Here is a 20874-nt window from a genome sequence, read left to right on the forward strand (position 1 = left end):
GCCGCTTCCCCGTCCTTGTCGGGCGACGGAGCCCCCGCCAGCCCCGCAGGACGAGCCTTGTCCTGCCCGCGCCCCCGCCGTCGTGTCGTCGTGCGTCGAGAGTCTCGGGGACCGACTGAAGGCACCGTGACCTGGTGTGCCGAAGCGCGGCGTGCCGCCTCGCGGTCATGCTCATGAGCGCTGGTCGGTTCCGAGTGCGAAAGTGGCAGGCACTCGCTATCGTTTGGCCGTGGCCCCCGCATCGACCTCTGAAAGTGATCCATGGCGGCTCGTGTGGGCAAAGGCACCCAAACCTGAGCAAGGTGGGCAGCGTTGTTGGTCACCGCTTCACACCCATCTGACCGACACGGGCGCTGTCGTCCGGCTCATCTGGGACGAGTGGCTCGGACAGCCGGCGGGCTCCGTCGTTGCGGCGGACTGCGGGGGCGATCAGGATGTCGCCCGCGAGGTCGCGGCGCTCGCCGGTGCGCTCCACGACATCGGCAAGGCGACGCGCGCGTTCGCTGGCCAGGTGCCGGAGATGAAGGCCGAGATGGTGCATCGCGGCGGGTTCACCTGGTCGTTGGCCGCATGCGACGAGGACTCGCGGAAGCTCCCCCACGCTCTCGCCGGCCAGGTGATCGTTGAGCGGTTCCTCGCCGCCCGGGGCGTCCCAGCCGCGAACGCGCGCGCGTTCGGTGTCATCGTTGGCGGCCATCACGGCGTTCCCCCGACCGGCGGCGAGTTGCACGTGGCGAGCGCGGCCACCCGATACCTGGGTCACGGAGAGTGGGATGACGCGCGTTTCGCGCTCGTCGACCACGTCATCACCCGGCTAGGCCTCGAGGACGCCGTCGAGTCCCTGCGAACGGTCCGACTCTCGGACGCCAGTCAGATGCTCCTTTCCGCGCTCGTTGTCATGGCGGACTGGATCGCGTCGAACGCCGAGTACTTCCCCCTCGTCCCCGCCTGGCGCGACAGCGACGACGACCCGAACGTGCGGGCTCGACGCGGCTGGGACGCGCTGGCGCTCCCGCGACCGTGGCGAGCGACCGCCGAGAGCCTGACCGCCGACCCGTCCGATCTTCTCCGGACTCGGTTCGGCGTGGACTTCGACGCGAACGACGTCCAGCTGCTCGCGGTGGAGTCGGCCCGCGCGATGCCGGAACCCGGCCTGCTGCTCATCGAGGCGGTCATGGGCGTCGGGAAGACGGAGGCATCCCTGCTGGCGGCCGAGGTGCTGGCAGCCCGGTTCGGGTTCTCCGGGGTGTTCTACGGATTGCCGACACGCGCGACCGCCGACGCCATGTTCCTCCGCGTCCTGCGGTGGTGGGAGAACCTCCCGGGTGAGGACGAGGGCGACCGGGGCGTCGCGCTCCGGCACGGGACCGCATCGCTCAACGAGGCATACCGTGGGCTGCCGAGGAGACGGCCGACGACGACGGCGCGATCCGCCGAGAACCTTGACGACGACGCCCCCTTGGCGTCCGACCACTACGTCGACATCGGCCGCGATGTGGACGCGCCGGTGTGGGCCGGGCGCCACGGTGCCCCTGGCGGTGTCGTGGCGCACCACTGGACCTCCGGGAGGAAGCAGGCGTCGTTCGCCGACTCCGTCATCGCGACCATCGACCATGAGCTGCTCGCCGCGCTCTCCTCGCGTCACGTCGTCCTGCGCCACCTCGGGCTCGCGCGCCAGGTGGTCGTGCTCGACGAGATCCACGCCGCAGATACCTGGATGTTCGTCTACCTCGCGCGCGCCCTCGAGTGGCTGGCCAGGTACGGAGTTCCGGTGATCGCGATGTCGGCGACGCTAGCCCCCGATCAGCGACGGCAGCTCGTAGAGGCATACGAGAAGGGCCGTCGAGCGCGCGTCTCCGCGCTCGCCGAGGAGTCGGCGGTTCCACGTGACGCCGCTGGACTGGTGCAGCCCCGCTTCCGGCGGGCCGCATCTCCGATGCCAGAGATTCCGGAGCTCGACGACTATCCGCGTCTGACGACGCTCGCCGGCGGCGTCGTGACGACCCGGAACGCGCCGCCGGGGGCCGCTCGCGGGGTGGACGTCGAATGGCTCTCGGGCGACCATGCCGCCCTCGTCAAGGCCGTCGAACCAGTCCTCACCGCCGGCGGGTGTGTTCTCGTCGTACGTAACACGGTTCGCCGCGCCGTCGAGACCTACCGCGAGCTGCGACGCGTCTGGGGAGAGTCGGTCTCGCTGACCCACTCGCGTTTCGTCGCCTTCGACCGACTCCGCAACGACGACTGGTTGCGCGAGACATTCGGGCCCGGCGACGACGGCGACCGGGCAGGTCGCATCGTCGTCGCCACCCAGGTCGCCGAGCAGTCGCTCGACGTCGACTTCGATCTGCTCGTGACGGACCTCGCCCCGATCGACCTCGTGCTCCAGCGCATCGGTCGGCTCCAGCGCCACGCGGGTCGGTCGCGTCCCGCCGCGGCGTCGCGGCCACGCTGCCTGGTTGCCGGGCTCGAGCCCTCACCGTCGGCGGATGTCGTGCCCACGCCTGAGCGGGGGTCGACCGCGGTGTACGGCGCGCACCACCTCTTGCGCACGGCGGCCCTGCTCGCCGAGTACGACGGACGTCCGCTCGACCTGCCGACCGACGTGCCGGTACTGGTGCGTCGCTGCTACGGCGCCGAACCCCTCGGCCCCGCGACCTGGCAGAACGCCATGACCGAGGCCGAGCGTGACTTCCGCAAGGCGCAGTCGGACGCCGAGCACAATGCGACGGTCTACCGCCTTCGCGCCCCGGGCGAGGCCAGCTCCCTTCTCGGTCTCCTCGCCAATGAGACGGGTGAGGCTGAGACCAGCACCGGGATCGCCAAGCAGGTGCGGCAGGCCGACGGTGGTTTCGAGGTCGTCCTTCTTGTCAATGACCAGGACGGACTTCGGCTGCTGCCGCAGTTCGAGGACGACCGCCCGCTTCATCGGGACGTCCCTCCCAATCGTGAGACCGAACGTCTGCTCGCGCGTTCGATGGTACGAGTGCCGGGATGGGTCGTCGGTAACGAGAGCTGGACCGACCAGGTCCTTAATGACCTGTCGGAGAACTACTTTCGTGAGTGGCAGAAAAGTCCCGTCCTTGGCGGACAGCTCATTCTTCTGCTGAGTCCGGAGCTGACTGGCAGGATGGGCCCATTCATCGTGACCTACGACGCCGAGGTCGGGTTGGGAGTCGAGAAGTGACGGGTGCGCACGGGTACGACCTGGTGAGCGAGCCCTGGGTCCGGGTGCTCGATGTCGACGGTGTGACGCGCGAGCTCTCGCTCCTGGAGGTGATGGAGCAGGCGCCGGTCGTCGTCCGCCTGGCGGGCGAGCTGCCTACGCAGGACGCCGCCATGCTCCGCCTGCTGCTGGCGATCGTCCAGCGCGCGCTCGAGCCGTTCGCGCCGGAGACGGTGGCGCAGGTTCCCGAGATGGTCTCGATACTCCGGGGCCAGTGGGTGGAGACCGTGGTCCCGGCCGTGCGGTCGTATCTGGAGAAGCACCGCGATCGATTCGATCTTTTTCACCCTGCAACCCCGTTCTTCCAGGTGGCGGGAATGCGGACCGTCAAGGGCGAGGTGAGTGAGCTGAGCAAGCTGATCGCCGACATGCCCGCCGGACGCCCGTATCTCTCGATGCGATCCGCGCGTGCCGCCGAACGCGTCGAGCCCGGCGAGGCGGGGCGCTGGCTCGTCCACCTCCAGGCGTACGACTCGTCAGGGATCAAGACGGGCGTCGTCGGACATCCACGGGCGAAGGGAGGCAAGGTCTATCCCGAGGGCGTCGGCTGGACCGGCCAGCTCGGTCTCGTCCACCTGGCCGGCGACACGCTCGCGGAGACGCTGCTGCTCAACCTCTGGGCCGTCCTCCTCGGCGACGACATCCGTGTCGCCGACCTCCCGCCGTGGGAGCGTCCGCCGCAGACGCTCGATCCGTCGCCGGACCTTCTCACCCGACCCGCTGGCCCGGTCGACGCCTACACCTGGCAACCCCGGCGCGTGTTGCTGCGTGGAGACGCAACAGGGGTGTCCGGCGTCCTCGTCACCTACGGGGACAGGTTCATTCTTCAGGAGCGTCAGGACATGGTGCACCGGGAGCCGATGACGCTCTGGCGGTTCTCGAGACCGCAGACGGCGAAGTACCACCGTGACATTCAGATGACACGCAAGCACCAGCCAGGACTCGCGCTCTGGCGAGGGATCGAGAGCGTGCTCCCGGGAGTCCGGGTCCCGGTCACGACGTCTCGCAAGGATGACCCGCCACCGGCGTCGTCGCAGATCGTCGAGCACGCCGGTCGGCTGGCGCTCGAGGGTGCACTCCGGGACGGTCTCGTTCATTACCGCGCCGTCGGCCTCGAGTACGGGGCTCAGGAGAGCGTCGTCGACGACGTGGTCGAGGACTCGCTCGACCTCCCCGCGATCATCCTGCGCCCCGAGCAGGAGGAGCTGCGTCAGGTAGCGATCGACGCGGTCGAGTCGGCCAAGAAGGGCGTCGGGGCGCTCGCCGAGCTCGCCCGCGGCTTGGCGCGGGCCTCGGGAGCCGGGCGCGAAGAGACGTCCGGACCAGGCGACCGAGCTTACGAGATCGGCTACAGCGCACTCGATCAGCCCTACCGGGAGTGGCTGCGCCGTGACCTCGTCGCGGCACACGACCCGCTCGTCGCGGAGAAGGTCTGGCACCGTCGAGTGCGCGGCGTTCTGGTGGAGATCGGCGAGGAGCTGGTCGTCGGAGTACCCGAAAAGGCCTGGCGGGGAACGGGGCCGTCAGGGGCGCGGGAGGACGTGGGTGCGGTCTACCACCGTTTCCAGCGCATGCTGCGCGCCGCGGTACCGCGGGCCTATCCGCCGAGTGAGAGGACCGACGTGAGTCAGGAGCAGACGCCATGACCGAGACGACCGAGAACCCGTCCGCCCAGGAACCCCCCGGTGCTGCTGGGACTGACTCAGCGCCGGGAGCTCGCCCTCGCACACCATTCGGTCACGCCGTAGCCGATCACATCGCGACGCTGCAACTCCGGAGCAACGAGGACGTCGCATCAGCGGTTCGAACGATGGCCATCCTGCGCCGGGCCGCAACCGCCTACCCGGGCTCCGTTCCTGACGTCTGGGTCGACACGATCGGGCTCGTGCCATCCCGCGCCTTCGACCCGGCACGAGACGAGCCGAGCGCGGCCGAGCTTGCCGCACACCACGCCGTCACGCTGTTCGCGACGCACCGGCAGGGACGGGTCAAGCGCGCACACGCTCCGGGCGTCAGGCCTGGTCGTGCCTTCGCGCGCCTCGCCCGCAAGCGCGGGGAGAGGGAGGATGACAAGGGCGTTCGTCGGCGCTTCGACGCGATGGTGACGGCCCCGACCGCGGAGGAGTCCGCGCGGCACCTGCGTGGTCTCGTCCAGCTCCTGCGGGCCGAGGATCTCGGGCTCGACTACGGGTTGCTCGCCGAGGACCTCGCCGACCTCTGGTCCGTCACCAACCAGGACCGCGCGCGGCTGCGCTGGGCGCGACAGTACAGCGGACTGCCGCCGTCGTCGTCCGACGACGCGGTCACCACGAACACCAGCAGTGCCACCGACCCGACCTCCGAGGAGTCAGCATGACGACCCGTACCTACCTCGACGTGCACGTCCTGCAGAGCGTGCCCCCGAGCTGCATCAACCGTGACGACACGGGTAGCCCGAAGTCGGCCGTCTACGGCGGGGTCCGGCGGGCCCGCGTCTCGTCGCAGGCCTGGAAGCGCGCCACGCGGGAGGCGTTCAAGGATCTGCTCCCGGAGAAGGATCGCGGGGTCCGGACGAAGCGGGTGGTGGAGATGGTGTCGAGCGGCATCTCTCGATCGCAGACTGGTGCCGGCCTCCAGCGCGAGCAGGTCGAGGAGCTGGCCGTCGCCGTCGTGGCGGCGACCGGGCTCAAGCTGACGAAGGCGCGCAACAGCGAGCGGCAGGACACGGAGTTCCTCGTCCTCGTCTCTGCGCAGCAGGCGTCGGCCCTGGCGGAGCTCGCAGTCGCGGCGCTCGAGGCGGCCGGCGATGTCGCGGGAGCGAAGGCGACCCTCGGAACCGCCGAGTCGAAGAAGCAGGCCAAGCGCGTCCTGCAGCAGGGCAACTCCGTCGATCTCGCGCTGTTCGGTCGCATGGTCGCCAACGACACGGACCTCAACGTCGACGCGACGTGCCAGGTCGCTCACGCGCTCAGCATCCATGCCGCGGGGACCGAGTTCGACTACTTCACCGCCGTCGACGACCTCAAGGAGCGCAGCGAGGACGAGGGCTCCGGCGACGGGGATGCGGGCGCCGGGATGATCGGCACCATCGAGTTCACGTCCGCCACGCTCTACCGGTACGCGACGATCAACGTCGAGGCACTCGTCGCGGCCCTGGGGAGCCGCGAGCTGGCCGAGGAGGGGATCGTGGCATTCCTCACGGCGTTCGTGCGCTCGATGCCGACGGGCAAGCAGAACACGTTCGCCAACAACACGCTCCCCGAGGCGGTCGTGGTCTCGCTGCGCGAGGACCAGGCCGTGTCGTACGTCGGAGCCTTCGAGGAGCCGATCTCCTCGTCGAAGGGATACGCGCTGCTCGGGGCGGCTCGTCTCGCCGAGTTCGCGGGCGAGGTAGCCGATGCCTACGGTGTGGAGCCCGTGCGGAGCTGGGTCGTCGGTGTCGGTGCGGTCGGTGAGGCGCTCGCCTCCGTCGGGACGCGAGGGTCCTTCGCGACGCTCCCGCGCGAGGTCGCGGGGATTGCGGTGGCAAGGGTTGCGGAGCCGGCGTGACGACGCTGCTGCTCCAGCTTGCGGGTCCGCTGCAGTCATGGGGGACCGGATCGCGTTTTGCCTACCGGTCGACCGGGCCTGCGCCATCCAAGAGCGCCGTCATCGGGCTCTTGGCCGCCGCCCTGGGCAAGCGACGTTCCGAGCCGATCGAGGATCTGCTCGAGCTTCGCTTCGGTGTCCGCTGTGACCAGCCCGGTCGGGTCGTCCGTGACTTCCAGACAGCGCGGGCGCTGGACGAGAGCTACAGCCTGCCGCTCACCTACCGCTTCTACCTGTCCGACGCGGTGTTCGTCGTCGGTGTGGAGGGAAGGCGTGAGCTGATCGAAGCGCTCGCGGAGGCGCTGCGCCGGCCGGCGTTTCCGCTGTTCCTCGGTCGGCGGTCGTGCCCCCCGGCGCGCCCGCTGGTCCTTGGCACCACCGATCAGCAGCTGGTACCGGCGCTCGAGTCGCTTCCCTGGCAGGCAGCGGCTTGGTATCGGCGGACCAAGCCCGCGCAGATGGAGCTGGACCTGATCGTCGATGCTGGGCCCGAGCACCTCGCCAACGACACGATGCAAGACGAACCCCTCTCGTTCGATCCGCATCACCGTCGGTACGCGCTGCGCGGCGTGCACCACGGCACGTGCGGCGTCGGCAACCCCGACGCGCGGGATCGCCACGACGGCTCGGAGTCGAGCGTCGGCGGTGTGCGCACGGCGAGCACACGTCGTCCGCGTCAGCAGACCTCGCACGACCCGATGGCCTGGTGGGAGACGAGATGAGCCACTTTCTCACCAGGATCGACCTGAATCCCCGTCGACGAGGCACGGCCCGGCTGTTGGCCTCGCCCCATCGGATCCACGGTGCCGTCAATGCGTGCTTCACGCCTTCGCAGAGGCCGTCGAGGCCGCTGTGGAGGATAGATCGCACGCCCGCCGGGACCCGGCTGTACGTCGTCAGTGACGTGGAGCCCGACCCGACGAGCGTGCTGGAGGAGTACGGCTGGCCCCTGGCTGACAGCTGGCGCACAAGGGACTACGCGCCGGTCCTGGAGGCAGTGAGCGAGGGGGATGTGTTCGCGTTCCGGCTGACCGCGAACCCCGTCCATGACGCGCTGATCCCCCCGCGGCCCGGAAGTGATCGCGGACCGCGGAAGCAGCGTGTCGCCCACGTGACGGCGACTCAGCAGCTCGAATGGTTCCGCAGCAGGTGTGACGGGTGGGGAGTCATGGTCACGGCACCGGGAACGGGGGTCGAGCTCGTCGATCGGCGGGTGCTCGAGTTTCCGCGGCAAGGGCGGACCGTCACTGTTGGCACCGCGACGTTCGAGGGTGTGCTGCAGGTCTCCGAGGCCGCCGAGCTGCGGCGACGCCTCGTCGAGGGGATCGGCCACGCGAAGGCGTACGGCTGCGGCTTGCTCACCCTGGCCCCGGTGTCCGCGGTGCCATGACGATCCCGGGGGCCCGGCCGCCGTCGCCGTCGGAGCTGGTCCGAGTCGCTGACCGGGTGACGTTCCTGTACGTCGAGCACGCGCTCCTGAGCCGTCAGGACAGTGCGGTCACGATCACCTCGGACCGCGGAGTCGTTCACGTCCCGGCGGCACAGCTGACCTGTCTGCTCATCGGTCCAGGCTGTCGGCTCACTCACCACGCCGTCATGCTCCTCGCGGACTCGGGGAGCACGATCGTCTGGGTCGGTGAGAAGGGGGTGCGGTTCTACGCGGCCGGGCGTGGCCTGTCGAGGTCGAGCAGCCTCCTCGAGGCGCAGGCCCGCCTCGTCACGAACACGAGGTCACGGCTGGCCGTCGCGAGGGCCATGTACGAGATCCGGTTTCCCGGCGAGGACGTCGCGCGGCTCAGCATGGAGCAGCTACGCGGGCGGGAGGGCGCTCGGGTCAAGCGGGTCTACCGGGAGCACTCGGACCGGACGGGCATTGCCTGGCAGAGACGTGACTACCGGCCTGACGACTTCGACGCCTCCGATGCGGTCAACAAGGCGCTCTCGGCGGCGAACGCCGCGCTCTACGGGGTGGTGCACTCGGTGATCGTCGCGTTGGGCTGCTCGCCCGGGCTTGGCTTCGTCCACAGCGGAGGCGATCTCGCCTTCGTGCACGACGTCGCTGACCTCTACAAGGCCTACACGTCGATCCCCGTCGCATTCGATGTTGCCGCCGTCGCGACGGATGCCGACGACATCGGGGCACTTGCTCGACGGATGATGCGTGATGTCCTGGTCGAAGAGCGAGTGCTGGAGCAGTGCGTCCGCGATGTTCGTCGCCTGCTGGGGGCTTCCCAGGATGATCCGGAAGCCGAGGCCTGGGCCGAGATCGTCGCGCTCTGGGACGGTGGGAGCGGCGTCGTCCCGGCCGGGGTGAACTACGGTGACGATGGCCCGGGCGGGTTGGTGGACTGGTGACCGTCATCGTCCTGACGGCGGTCCCACCGTCACTGCGCGGAGTGCTGACACGGTGGCTGTTCGAGATCGCGCCGGGGGTGTTCGTCGGGCGGGTCTCAGCTCGTGTTCGGGATCTGCTGTGGGAACGGATCGTCGACGGTGTCGGCCGGGGGCGAGCGATCCTGGTGCACTCGGCACGGAACGAGCAGAGGTTGGCGTTCCGGGTCCACGGGCACGACTGGAAGCCGGTGGACTTCGACGGCCTCATGCTGATGGAACGCCCCGACGGGTCCGGGGCAGGAGCGTCGAGGACGTTGGGTGGCGGAGCGGGGTCGGTACAGGTCGAGCCGGTGCGCGCGGACGGGGCTGCCCGGGCCCCGCGGAACTGGAGCCACGCGGCGCGGCGGTTACGAGGGCGCTAGGGCTCGGTCCGGGGTGCAGGAGCACTGCGGGAGTGCGATCAGCCGGCTGGGCATCGCGCTGGCCGGCAACAGCGAGGTCGGGGAGGGATCATTCCCGCATACGCGGGGAGCACACGTGACGGAGCGGCACCATCGCCACCCACGAGGACCATCCCCGCATACGCGGGGAGCACAACATCGAGCAGCTCCGGATGCTCGCACAGTGGGGACCATCCCCGCATACGCGGGGAGCACCCTGGGTGCCGCGCGAACGCCGCGATCGCATCGGGACCATCCCCGCATACGCGGGGAGCACGCGCACGAGTAGGGGGCGGGTGTGGTCATGGTGGGACCATCCCCGCATACGCGGGGAGCGCAAGTCCGACCAGGGCGAGTCGGTCGGGCGAGTGGGACCATCCCCGCATACGCGGGGAGCACCGTGCTTCCCACTCGGGCACCCACCGGACGGACGGACCATCCCCGCATACGCGGGGAGCACGCTGTGTCGGCCTTCTGCTGCTCGCGCAGGTCGGGACCATCCCCGCATACGCGGGGAGCACGCTGTGTCGGCCTTCTGCTGCTCGCGCAGGTCGGGACCATCCCCGCATACGCGGGGAGCACGCTGTGTCGGCCTTCTGCTGCTCGCGCAGGTCGGGACCATCCCCGCATACGCGGGGAGCGCAACCGCCTACGCCCCGACACCTACTGGCACGGGACCATCCCCGCATACGCGGGGAGCACATCCACACCTCCCGCGCGCCCGCGGCCAGCAGGGGACCATCCCCGCATACGCGGGGAGCACACACGCATCAGGGCCTCCTACGGCTCGGGGCTCGGACCATCCCCGCATACGCGGGGAGCACGAGACGACCCTCATTCCGGCGCGCGCGACGAAGGGACCATCCCCGCATACGCGGGGAGCACCTCGGCCTCCAGCGTCGCGATAGCCTGCGCGAACGGACCATCCCCGCATACGCGGGGAACACGCCTGGTTCACGGACCGCGGCATCAACCCCCAGGGACCATCCCCGCATACGCGGGGAGCACGAGCGTTCGGTCTCCGGCGACGGCGTTCACGTCGGACCATCCCCGCATACGCGGGGAGCACAGCCGGTTCCCGGCGGCCCAGCATCCGGTGTCGGGACCATCCCCGCATACGCGGGGAGCACCTCGGCCTCCAGCGTCGCGATAGCCTGCGCGAACGGACCATCCCCGCATACGCGGGGAGCACGAGCGAACCTCTGGAGGTCGGCCGTGTCCCGACGGACCATCCCCGCATACGCGGGGAGCACGTCCCGTCGACGATCTCCTGGAGGGCGGAGAGCGGACCATCCCTGCATACGCGGGGAGCACACGCGCAAGTCGGCGCGGGTGGCGATCGTGCGGGGACCATCCCCGCATACGCGGGGAGCACGATCGGACCCTGCGCCGCGTCCTCGACTCCGGGGGACCATCCCCGCATACGCGGGGAGCACACGAGGAGCCCACCAAGGACCACCAACCACTTCGGACCATCCCCGGTGAGCGTGCGCTGCTGGAAGAAGGGACCATCCCCGCATACGCGGGGAACACCGCGACGCCGCCGTCACCCCCCGCGCGACCGACGGACCATCCCCGCATACGCGGGGAGCACCGATCGCGGTGAGCGCCTGGAGACGTCGTCGGCGGACCATCCCCGCATACACGGGGAGCACGGCGCCTCGGTCGCGGTGAGTGCCGCGCGCCCGGGACCATCCCCGCATACGCGGGGAGCACGCGCTCAAGCCGAGAGCGGTGGTCCTGCGCGGGGGACCATCCCCGCATTCGCGGGGAGCACGACGTCGTCCGGGTCGGCGGCCACGGCGCGGCGGCACCATCCCCGCATTCGCGGGGAGCACGGTCCGCCCCGACGCCCTCACTTCCTCCGCCCCGGACCATCCCCGCATTCGCGGGGAGCGCTCCCCGAGGGACACGCCAGCGAGCAGCTCGCGCGGACCATCCCCGCATTCGCGGGGAGCACCGAGGACGGACGAGCTACGAGCGCGTCCCCGCCGGACCATCCCCGCATTCGCGGGGAGCACACACTTCCACGCGTCCATGCTGATCGCGGGTGGGGACCATCCCCGCATACGCGGGGAGCACTCCAGGCACCCCGGGCACAGCTCCGGCTCCGGCGGACCATCCCCGCATACGCGGGGAGCACGGACGAGAGCTTCCGAGTCCAGGCCATCAGAGCGGACCATCCCCGCATACGCGGGGAGCACACCGGCGAGCAAGTGTCGTTCGACGCGGGCCCGGGACCATCCCCGCATTCGCGGGGAGCACCTCGGCCGCATGCTCGTCAAGGGCGACGATGGCGGACCATCCCCGCATTCGCGGGGAGCACGCTCCGCCCGGGGGGTGACTCGTGAGCCTGCTGGGACCATCCCCGCATTCGCGGGGAGCACCTCGTGATGCCGCGCGAGACGGGTCTGTACCGGGGACCATCCCCGCATTCGCGGGGAGCACGACTGGGCGTCGGCGATGTCGCTGGACGTCGAGGGACCATCCCCGCATTCGCGGGGAGCACGGGACGGACTCGCCCGATCCCATGAGGACGTCGGGACCATCCCCGCATTCGCGGGGAGCACCCGTGGGTTGGCGACCGGTTCTCGTCCGAGGTGGGACCATCCCCGCATTCGCGGGGAGCACAGGTAGCTGTCGGCGGTGTCGCCGGTCGCGAGCGGACCATCCCCGCATTCGCGGGGAGCACGACCCTCGACGTGGGCGCGATGCCCGCATGGAGGGACCATCCCCGCATTCGCGGGGAGCACCAGATGTCGCCGCGCCGGATCCCCGCCACGCCCGGACCATCCCCGCATTCGCGGGGAGCACACCGCCGGCAACACGAGCCGCGTCCTCCACCAGGGACCATCCCCGCATTCGCGGGGAGCACGCTTCCGCGACGGCGTTGAGAAGCTTGGTGGTGGGACCATCCCCGCATTCGCGGGGAGCACTGTCGTAGTGCTTCCAGTGCCTCATCATCGCAGGGACCATCCCCGCATTCGCGGGGAGCACTCGGGGGCGAGCGGGTTCGCCTCCTTCCGCGCCGGACCATCCCCGCATTCGCGGGGAGCACGACATGTGCACATTCCTGTCGTCGACGGCGCCGGGACCATCCCCGCATTCGCGGGGAGCACAGATGCAGGACGTTGCTCGACATGCGTGCAACGGGACCATCCCCGCATTCGCGGGGAGCACTGGGGCAGGAGCGCGGCCTCGCGGGCGACGGCGGGACCATCCCCGCATTCGCGGGGAGCACTCGGGGTCGGTCGGCGGGGTGTTGGGCCAGGTGGGACCATCCCCGCATTCGCGGGGAGCACCGTGTCCGGATCCGGATGATGTGGGCCGGCGTCGGACCATCCCCGCATTCGCGGGGAGCACGGCGACGGCCACCGCGAGTGCTGGGGCGAGGCGGGACCATCCCCGCATTCGCGGGGAGCACCGCTTCGCCCGGCGGATCTCCAGGTCGACGACCGGACCATCCCCGCATTCGCGGGGAGCACGCCCACACGCTTAAGGCGCTCGTCCGGCCAATGGGACCATCCCCGCATTCGCGGGGAGCACTCCCTTGGCCCACCCCAGCACGTCGTCCCCGACGGACCATCCCCGCATTCGCGGGGAGCACCCGAGCCAGCGGATCTGGTCCGACGTCGGGTGCGGACCATCCCCGCATTCGCGGGGAGCACGCCGGTGAGCCCGCGAGAGTCGGTGTAGGTGAGGACCATCCCCGCATTCGCGGGGAGCACAGCGAGAGCGACTACGTCCAGTTCGATCGGCTGGGACCATCCCCGCATTCGCGGGGAGCACGACAAGACCCCGCCGGCGGCCAAGGCCGAGTTCGGACCATCCCCGCATTCGCGGGGAGCACCCCGCGGACACGACCCGCGCCGCGAAGCGCGCGGGACCATCCCCGCATTCGCGGGGAGCACATCACCGACGCCGTCAACGAGTACTCCCAGTTCGGACCATCCCCGCATTCGCGGGGAGCACCGCTGGAGCCAGGTGCGTCGCGGCTTGCCGTTCGGACCATCCCCGCATTCGCGGGGAGCACTCGACGGTGTCGGGGCCGCCCTGACGGCGCAGCGGACCATCCCCGCATTCGCGGGGAGCACTCCGGAGGGCAGGCGAGCGTCAGCTCGTACAAGGGACCATCCCCGCATTCGCGGGGAGCACACGACGCCGTTGCCGAGCGCCTTGAGCGCCTCGGGACCATCCCCGCATTCGCGGGGAGCACGTGAGCGAGAAGTGCAGGACGCACAGGCGCCGGGGACCATCCCCGCATTCGCGGGGAGCACGCAGGAAGGGGCCCCGTCGTGGACCCGAAGCAGGGACCATCCCCGCATTCGCGGGGAGCACACTTGCTGACCAGCGACGATATCGGGTCGGGTGCTCTGCTGGATGCAGTTGTGGGATCGACGACGTCCCGACCCCTCGCTCTGACCGCTACGCCTCCGCGGGTGCCCGCAGCTCCCACACCTCCGGCGCGCTCCCGCTCTCGCCCCCGACCGCCTCGGCCGTCCGCGCGCGCAGCACCCACGACTCCCCGTCCCGCGGGTACACCCGACGCGTGTGCGTCGCTGCCTCGTCGAACACCTCGACGATCGAGCCGTCCACCAGCACCGTCATCCCCCCGGCGCTCACCCCAGCCAGCGCGCAGCGCTCCCCGTCCGACCCCGCAAGCACCAGCTCCCACGCCGCGCCGTCGACCAGCCGGGCACCGAACGCGGGTCCGAGCCCGACGGTTGCCCACCCGTCGCCGGCGCGCACCACCTCGACCGCGCTCCCGCGCAGCCCGGCGAGCTCGCGCGCCGGCACCTGCCGTGCGACGCCGTCCACCACGTCGAGCTCCCGCGGGAACGTCAGCGTCCCGGCCCACCCGCGCGCGGCCACCTCGTCGTCCGTCGTCAGGTTCGTCGCGGGATCGACGACGCCACACCTCCCGGCCGTCGCCGTTCCACGTGGAACCAGGTCCGCGCCCACCCCGCGGCCCTCCCACGACCAGCCCCAGACCAGGACGCGGTCGATCCCGTCCCGCCGGTCGACCACGAGCTGCGGAGCGTAGAAGTCGGACCCGAGGTCCAGCGGCGCTCCGGTCCGAGCGACGAACCGGGGCACGCCGGCGTCGTCGACTGCGACGGACCCGACGTAGGCCGTCACGCCCTGCCGCACCCCGCCCGCCTCGTGGGTGAACCACGACACGACGAGCACCCAGTCCGACCCCACGCGCACGAGCTGGGGGCACTCCCACGCGTCGCCGTCGCGCGGCAGCCCGTCGGCCAGGTCCTCCGCGACGGACAGCTCGCCCAGCAGCTCCCACGGGGTGTCGAGCTCGGGCACGCGGTAGACGAGGACCGCCCCGCCGCGCGGGAGCCGGCCAGCGCCCTGGATCGCGTACCGCTCGCCCGCGATGTCGAGGACGAACGGGTCGCGCACGTCGCGCCAGCCATCGGGGTGCGGCGCGACCCACGCATCGGGTGCGGCGAACCGCGCGCCCTCCGCGCGACGGGACACCGCGACGCCCGAGTCGCGCGCGTCCGATCGGCACGCCGTGTAGACGAGCGCCACGTTCTCGACCCGGGCCGGGTCCCCGTCGTCGCCGCGACCGTCGCCGCCCGCGCCACGTCCGTCGCCGCCCGCGCCGCCGGCCCCACCGACAGCGACAGCCCCGTCCTCGACGACGGCGACGCCGCTCCACGCCCCGGTCGCGTCGATCGAGCCCGGCCGCGGGGCGAGAGCTAGCCCCTCGTCGCGCCAGGTCAGGAGGTCGGCGGAGCTGGCGTGGCCCCAGTGCACGTCGGCGTGCACGGGCGCGTTCGGGTTCCACTGAAACATGACGTGCCAGCGGCCGTCCCAGAACCCGATGCCGTTGGGGTCGTTGAGCCAGCCCGACGGCGGGCGGACGTGGAGGCGGGGGGCGAGCGGATCGGTCACGGGGGTCCTTCGGCGGGGGCGGCGGGCATCAGCAGGGTGTCGAGCAGGGAGCCATGCGGCATCAGGCGGAACGGGAGGGCGCGACGACGACCGCGTCATCGCGCGGGCGCCGCCGTGCTTCCGCGCGGGACGAGCCGCGTCGGGGTGAGGCGCGCGCGCTGGTACGGCTCGTCGGCGAGCATCGCCAGCAGCGTCTCGGCCGCGAGCCGCCCCTGCAGCCGGGCGTCCTGGCGGACGGTCGTGAGGTCGAGCAGCTCGGACATCGGCGCGTCGTCGATCGAGATGACGGACATGTCCCGCGGCACCTCCAGCCCGGCGCGGCGCAGGACGCGGAGCGCGCCGTACGCGAGGTCGTCGGAGTGGATGAACACGGCGGTCGGCGGCTCCCGCAGGCTGAGCAGGCGCTCCATCCCCTCGGCCCCGCCCTCGGCGCCCCACGGCACGCGCACGAAGAGGTCCTCCTCCAGCTCGATCCCCGCGGCCTCGAGCGAGCGCGTGTAGGCGAGCGAGCGGAGCTCGATCGGCCACTCGCTCGCGTTGGGATCGATCGCGTCGATCATGGCGATGCGCCGGTGCCCGAGCCTGAGCAGGTGGTCCATGGCCTGCCGGCCGGCCTCGGCGTCGTCGATGCTGACGTACGGGTAGTCGGCGGTCTGGCCGCTGGCGGCGACCACGGCGACGTCGAGCAGGTCGAGTCGCTCCTTCTCGTGCGGGCTCAGCGGCAGCGCGAGGACGAGCAGCCCGTCGACCTTGCGTCGCGCCGGGAGCCGCTCGAAGAAGCTGTGCTGGTCCTCGGGCGTCCGCACGCAGTAGACGACGGTGTCGAGGCCGTGGTCGGCGAGGACCGACTCGATCTCCTCGAGCGCCTCCGCGTAGAACGGGCGCGCGATGTGGCGCGTCAGGACCCCGATCCGCCCGGTCGAGCCGCGGGAGAGGCCCGACGCCTCGGGTGAGACGACGTAGGAGTGGCGCTCCGCCACCGCGCGCACCTTCCGGGTGGTCGCGGCGGAGACCCCGCGTGCTCCGGACATCGCCCGGGATGCGGTCGCGAGGGAGACGCCGGCCTCGCGTGCGATGTCGGCGAGCGTCACGCCCCGGTCGGCGCGTTCCGGCTTCGTCGTCATGCGGGGATCGTAGCGTCCCGAGCGGTGATCTGCCGGAAACGCTTCCGGATACAACGGCGCTACGCGCAACACGCCGGAACGGGCGCGCCGGCCCGATCCCGACGAACCCGTTGACACCAAGCACGTCAGGATGCACTCTAGGCGGGTACGGATCGGAAACGCTTCCGATCCCGAGGTCCGACGGAGGAGTTCCACAGTGGTGTCGACGGTGAGCGGAACGCCCGCGGCTGGAAGCGTTTCCGGGTCCACGCCCGTCGGTTCGACGCCGGCGGACGCGACCTCCCCGGCCCTGTGGTGGCGCGGCGCCGTCGTCTACGCGGTCTACCCCACGTCCTTCGCGGACGGCGACGGCGACGGCATCGGGGACCTGCGTGGCCTGCGCGAGCGGCTCGACCACATCGCCGACCTCGGGGCCGACGCGATCTGGCTCTGCCCGTGGAACCCGTCGCCGATGGCGGACGGCGGCTACGACGTCTCCGACTACTGCGACATCAACCCCATGCTCGGCACGCTGAACGAGGCGCGTGCGCTCATCGACGACGTGCACGCCCGCGGCATGCGCCTGATCGTCGACCTCGTCGCCAACCACACGAGCAACCAGCACCCCTGGTTCCAGGCCGCGCTCGCCGCCGGCCGCGGTTCGACCGAGCGCGAGCGCTACCTGTTCCGCGACGGCCGGGGCGAGCTCGGCGAGCGTCCGCCGAACGGCTGGATCAGCGCGTTCGGCGACTCGGGCTGGACCCGGGTGACCGAGCCGGACGGCTCCCCCGGTCAGTGGTACTTCCACACCTTCGCACCCGAGCAGCCGGACCTCGACTGGTCCCGCGAGCAGGTCCGCGCCGACTTCGACGACATCATGCGGTTCTGGTTCGACCTCGGCGTCGACGGGCTCCGCGTCGACGCCGCCCCCGCCATGGCCAAGGAGGCCGGCCTCCCGGACTACGACCTCGCGGCCTACGGCGACCCGTCGGTCTTCCGCTCCTCGGCGTGGGTCGACAGTCCGCAGTGGGACACCCCCGGCATCCACGACATCATGCGCCGGTTCCGCTCGGTCGCCCGCGAGTACGGCGAGGACCGGATGTTCGTCGCCGAGGCCGTCGTCAGCTCCTCCGAGCGGCTGGCCGACTACGTCCGTCCCGACGAGCTCAACACCGCGTTCAACTTCCAGTTCCTCAAGGAGCCGTGGGGACCGGGTCTGCGCGCCGTCATCGACGAGACCCTGCGCCTGCACGCCGAGGTCGGGGCGCCGCCCACCTGGTGCCTGTCCAGCCACGACGAGGTCCGGCTGGCCACGCGCCTCGGCCGGCCCGACACGACGGCTGTGCACATGGTCGACCCGGCCACGGCTCCGACCGACCTCGAGCTGGGCCGGCGCCGCGCCCGCGCCGCGCTGCTGCTCATGCTCGCGCTGCCCGGGAGCTGCTACCTCTACCAGGGCGAGGAGCTGGGCCTGCCGTACGTCGCCGACCTCCCGGTGGAGAGCCTGCGCGACCCGGTCCACCGCCGCTCCGGCGGCACGATCCGAGGTCGCGACGGCAGCCGCGTCCCGATGCCCTGGTCCGGCGACCGCCCGCCGTTCGGGTTCAGCACGAACGACGACACCTGGTTCCCGATGCCGGCCGACTGGGCCGACCTCACGGTCGCGGCCGAGGAGGCCGACCCCGGCTCGACGCTCCACCTCCTCCGCGCGGCCCTGCGCCTGCGCCGCGCCCAGGGAGCGCCGGAGGCGGCGCTGGCCTGGCGCGCGTCGGACCCGGCGGTGCTCGACTTCGAGCGCCTCGACCGGCACGGCGCCCCCGTCCGGTGCGTCCTCAACCTCTCCGGCGCGCCCGTGCCGATCGACGACGGCTGGGAGGTGACCCTCTCCAGCATCCAGCTCCTCGCGGCGACGCTGCCGCACGACGCGACGGCGTGGCTTCGACGGGTCCGGTGACCCGCGAGGCGGCGGACCCACCCTGTAACACTCCTGCTCAAGGAAGAGACACCCATGCGTACTTCCCGTATCACTCGGCTGGGTCTCGGCGGCGTGCTCGCCGGGGTCCTGGCTCTCACCGCCTGCGCGCCGACCGGCTCGGGCGGCGGCACCGGCTCCTCGGGGGCCGGCGACGGCGATGCCCCCGAGGTCTCGACGGAGCTCGGCGACGAGCCGGTCGAGCTCGTCCTCTACGACGGCGCCGGCCTCAAGACGATCGACGACGCCCTGATCGCCGCGTTCCAGGACAAGTTCCCGAACGTCACGATCACGACCCGGTTCGACCCGGACAACGTCCAGGCCCAGAACGCCCCGCGCGTGCTCTCCTCGGAGGACCCGCCGGACCTCGCCCGGATCAACTCGCTCGGGTCGACGGCCCACAACGGGCTGCTCACCAACCTCGACCCGTGGGCCGAGGCGTACGGCTGGACCGACCTCCCGTCGGGCCAGCTCGCCATGTACACGGTCGACGAGGACGGCGTGCGCGGCACCGGCTCCCAGTTCTCGCTCGCCAGCGGGTTCGTGACGACCGGCCTCTACGTCAACACGGACCTCATGGCCCAGCTCGGCATCGACGCCCCGCCGACGACGGTCGCCGAGTGGGAGGAGCAGCTCGCGACGGCCAAGGCCGCCGGCGTCACCGGCATCATGGCCGGCAACGCGACCGGCGGTGGTCTCACGACGCTGCAGTTCCTGCTCAACGGGCGCGTCGGGGCCGACGCGATCAACCAGTGGGTCTACAACGCGCCCGACGCGACGATCGCGACCCCCGAGGGCGACGAGGCCGTCGCGACGCTCGACGAGTGGATCAGGGCCGGCTACTTCAACGACGACGCGAACGGGACGGACGCCGCCGGCGCCCTCGCCAGGTTCGCGTCCGGCGACGGGCTGTTCTTCGCCTCCGGCAACTGGGACGCGTCCGGCATCGCCGGCCAGATGGACGACGTGACGTTCGCGGCGCCGCCGGCGCTCACCGAGGGACAGTTCCTCGCGATGTCCGACCCGGTCTCCAACTTCGGCATCCCCGCGAAGGCCAAGGCGGAGAACAAGAACGCCGCCGCCGCGTTCCTCAACTTCCTGCTGAGCGACGAGGCGCGTCAGATCCTCGTCGACAACGGCTTCGCGCCGAGCGGCGAGGGTGCGGCGCCGACGACCGAGCCCGGCTCGCTCAACGAGGCCGTCCAGGCGTCGTTCGTCGCGCTGGTCGAGGCCGACGGCCAGGTCCAGTTCATCCAGAACGCGACCCCCGGGATCACGCAGACGCAGAACCAGGAGATCCAGAACCTGTTCGGCGGCAAGAGCTCCCCGACCGACGTCCTTCCGGCGATCCAGAAGGCGTACGAGGAAGAGCTCGGTCGGTGACGACCACCGAGCTCAACGCTGCTGCCTCCGGTCGCGCGCTCACCGCGCGCGGCCGGGGCGGCCGCAGGTCGGCGTCCGAGCGGGGGCGGCTGAGCGGCTGGCTGTTCCTGCTCCCCGCGCTCGTGTTCTACGGCCTGTTCGTGCTCTGGCCGCTGTTCGCGACCGTCCAGTACTCCTTCTTCGACTGGGACGGCTACACGACGGCGACGCCGGTCGGCCTCGGCAACTACGTGCGCGTCCTCACCGACCCCCAGCTCATCAGCTCGGTCGGCCACTCGTTCTTCCTCATGATCTTCTTCACGATCATCCCGGTCGTCCTCGGTCTGGTCATCGCGGCCCTCATCCAGGAGATCCGGCTCAAGGGACTCGCGACGACGGCGCGGACGCTGCTGTTCCTGCCGCAGATCATCCCCGGGGCGGCCGCCGCCATCGCCTGGGTGTGGATGCTCTCGAGCACGGGCGCCGTCAACCAGCTGCTGTCCGGGATCGGGCTCGGTGGCCTCACGAGGGCCTGGCTCGGCGACTTCACCTGGGCGCTGCCGGCCGTGGGCCTCATCGGCCTCTGGCTCAACCTCGGCTTCTGCACGATCCTGCTCATGGCGGGCATCGGCAAGATCGACCTCGCGATCTACGAGGCGGCGAAGCTCGACGGCGCCGGCTTCTTCCAGACGTTCCGCTCGGTGACGCTGCCGGGCCTGCGCCAGGAGATCGGCGTCTGCGTGACCATGACGATGATCGCGGCGCTCGCGAGCTTCGACGTCGTCTACATGTCGACCCGCGGTGGTCCCGGCACCTCGACGATGGTGCCCGGCGTGCAGATCTTCCAGCTCGCGTTCACGGAGTCCAGGGTCGGGCTCGCGAGCGCGCTCGCCATCGTGCTGACCGTCCTCATCGTCGTCGTGATCGTGCCGCTCCAGCGGCTGTTCCAGGAGAAGTAGG

At 71.2% G+C, this 20874-nt stretch carries 13 protein-coding genes and 1 CRISPR repeat array; of the genes, 11 read left to right on the forward strand and 2 right to left on the reverse strand.

The features are described 5' to 3' along the window. Positions 1-136: 136 nt before the first annotated feature. Genes EDD28_RS07550 through cas2e form a run of 8 tightly spaced genes read left to right on the forward strand, consistent with a single transcriptional unit; the run spans position 137 to position 9546 of the window. Positions 137-3184, forward strand: coding sequence for a CRISPR-associated endonuclease Cas3'' (locus EDD28_RS07550; RefSeq protein WP_123739044.1), 3048 nt, complete (start codon positions 137-139; stop codon positions 3182-3184). Beyond that, positions 3181-4869 (forward strand): type I-E CRISPR-associated protein Cse1/CasA, encoded by a 1689-nt coding sequence (casA, locus tag EDD28_RS07555; RefSeq protein WP_170169387.1) that lies wholly within the window; start codon positions 3181-3183, stop codon positions 4867-4869. The genes EDD28_RS07550 and casA overlap by 4 nt, the downstream gene beginning before the upstream one ends. Beyond that, positions 4866-5579, forward strand: coding sequence for a type I-E CRISPR-associated protein Cse2/CasB (gene casB / locus EDD28_RS07560; RefSeq protein ID WP_123739045.1), 714 nt, complete (start codon positions 4866-4868; stop codon positions 5577-5579). Before casA ends, casB begins: the two co-directional genes overlap by 4 nt. Next, entirely contained in the window at positions 5576-6751 is a 1176-nt protein-coding gene (gene cas7e / locus EDD28_RS07565) for a type I-E CRISPR-associated protein Cas7/Cse4/CasC (protein ID WP_123739046.1), read from the forward strand. Before casB ends, cas7e begins: the two co-directional genes overlap by 4 nt. After that, entirely contained in the window at positions 6748-7512 is a 765-nt protein-coding gene (gene cas5e / locus EDD28_RS07570; RefSeq protein WP_123739047.1) for a type I-E CRISPR-associated protein Cas5/CasD, read from the forward strand. Before cas7e ends, cas5e begins: the two co-directional genes overlap by 4 nt. Beyond that, entirely contained in the window at positions 7509-8180 is a 672-nt protein-coding gene (gene cas6e, locus EDD28_RS07575) for a type I-E CRISPR-associated protein Cas6/Cse3/CasE (RefSeq protein WP_123739999.1), read from the forward strand. The genes cas5e and cas6e overlap by 4 nt, the downstream gene beginning before the upstream one ends. Beyond that, the gene (gene cas1e, locus EDD28_RS07580; RefSeq protein WP_123739048.1) at positions 8177-9145 is read left to right on the forward strand and encodes a type I-E CRISPR-associated endonuclease Cas1e; all 969 of its coding nucleotides are present in this window, start codon (positions 8177-8179) and stop codon (positions 9143-9145) included. The genes cas6e and cas1e overlap by 4 nt, the downstream gene beginning before the upstream one ends. A gap of 41 nt (positions 9146-9186) precedes the next feature. Beyond that, the gene (cas2e, locus tag EDD28_RS07585) at positions 9187-9546 is read left to right on the forward strand and encodes a type I-E CRISPR-associated endoribonuclease Cas2e (RefSeq protein ID WP_245968047.1); all 360 of its coding nucleotides are present in this window, start codon (positions 9187-9189) and stop codon (positions 9544-9546) included. 85 nt (positions 9547-9631) lie between these two features. Then, a CRISPR array of direct repeats spans positions 9632-13902; the repeat unit is 28 nt; unit sequence GGACCATCCCCGCATTCGCGGGGAGCAC. Between the two features lie 87 nt (positions 13903-13989). Here the strand turns inward: cas2e and EDD28_RS07590 are convergent. Both EDD28_RS07590 and EDD28_RS07595 read right to left on the reverse strand, forming a co-directional pair. Continuing rightward, positions 13990-15477, reverse strand: coding sequence for a glycoside hydrolase family 32 protein (locus EDD28_RS07590; RefSeq protein ID WP_170169389.1), 1488 nt, complete (start codon positions 15475-15477; stop codon positions 13990-13992). Positions 15478-15572: 95 nt separating this feature from the next. After that, entirely contained in the window at positions 15573-16601 is a 1029-nt protein-coding gene (locus EDD28_RS07595) for a LacI family DNA-binding transcriptional regulator (protein ID WP_123739051.1), read from the reverse strand. Between the two features lie 208 nt (positions 16602-16809). Between EDD28_RS07595 and EDD28_RS07600 the strand changes: the two genes are divergently transcribed. The 3 genes from EDD28_RS07600 to EDD28_RS07610 are packed head-to-tail and all read left to right on the forward strand — an operon-like array spanning position 16810 to position 20873. Beyond that, a complete protein-coding gene (locus tag EDD28_RS07600) occupies positions 16810-18534 on the forward strand; it encodes an alpha-amylase family glycosyl hydrolase (RefSeq protein ID WP_245967960.1) in 1725 nt (574 codons plus the stop codon). A 54-nt stretch (positions 18535-18588) separates the two neighbouring features. Beyond that, positions 18589-19935, forward strand: coding sequence for an ABC transporter substrate-binding protein (locus EDD28_RS07605; RefSeq protein ID WP_123739053.1), 1347 nt, complete (start codon positions 18589-18591; stop codon positions 19933-19935). Continuing rightward, entirely contained in the window at positions 19932-20873 is a 942-nt protein-coding gene (locus EDD28_RS07610; RefSeq protein WP_123739054.1) for a carbohydrate ABC transporter permease, read from the forward strand. Before EDD28_RS07605 ends, EDD28_RS07610 begins: the two co-directional genes overlap by 4 nt. Position 20874: the final 1 nt, after the last annotated feature.

It is taken from the genome of Salana multivorans (assembly GCF_003751805.1).
GTDB lineage: Bacteria > Actinomycetota > Actinomycetes > Actinomycetales > Beutenbergiaceae > Salana > Salana multivorans.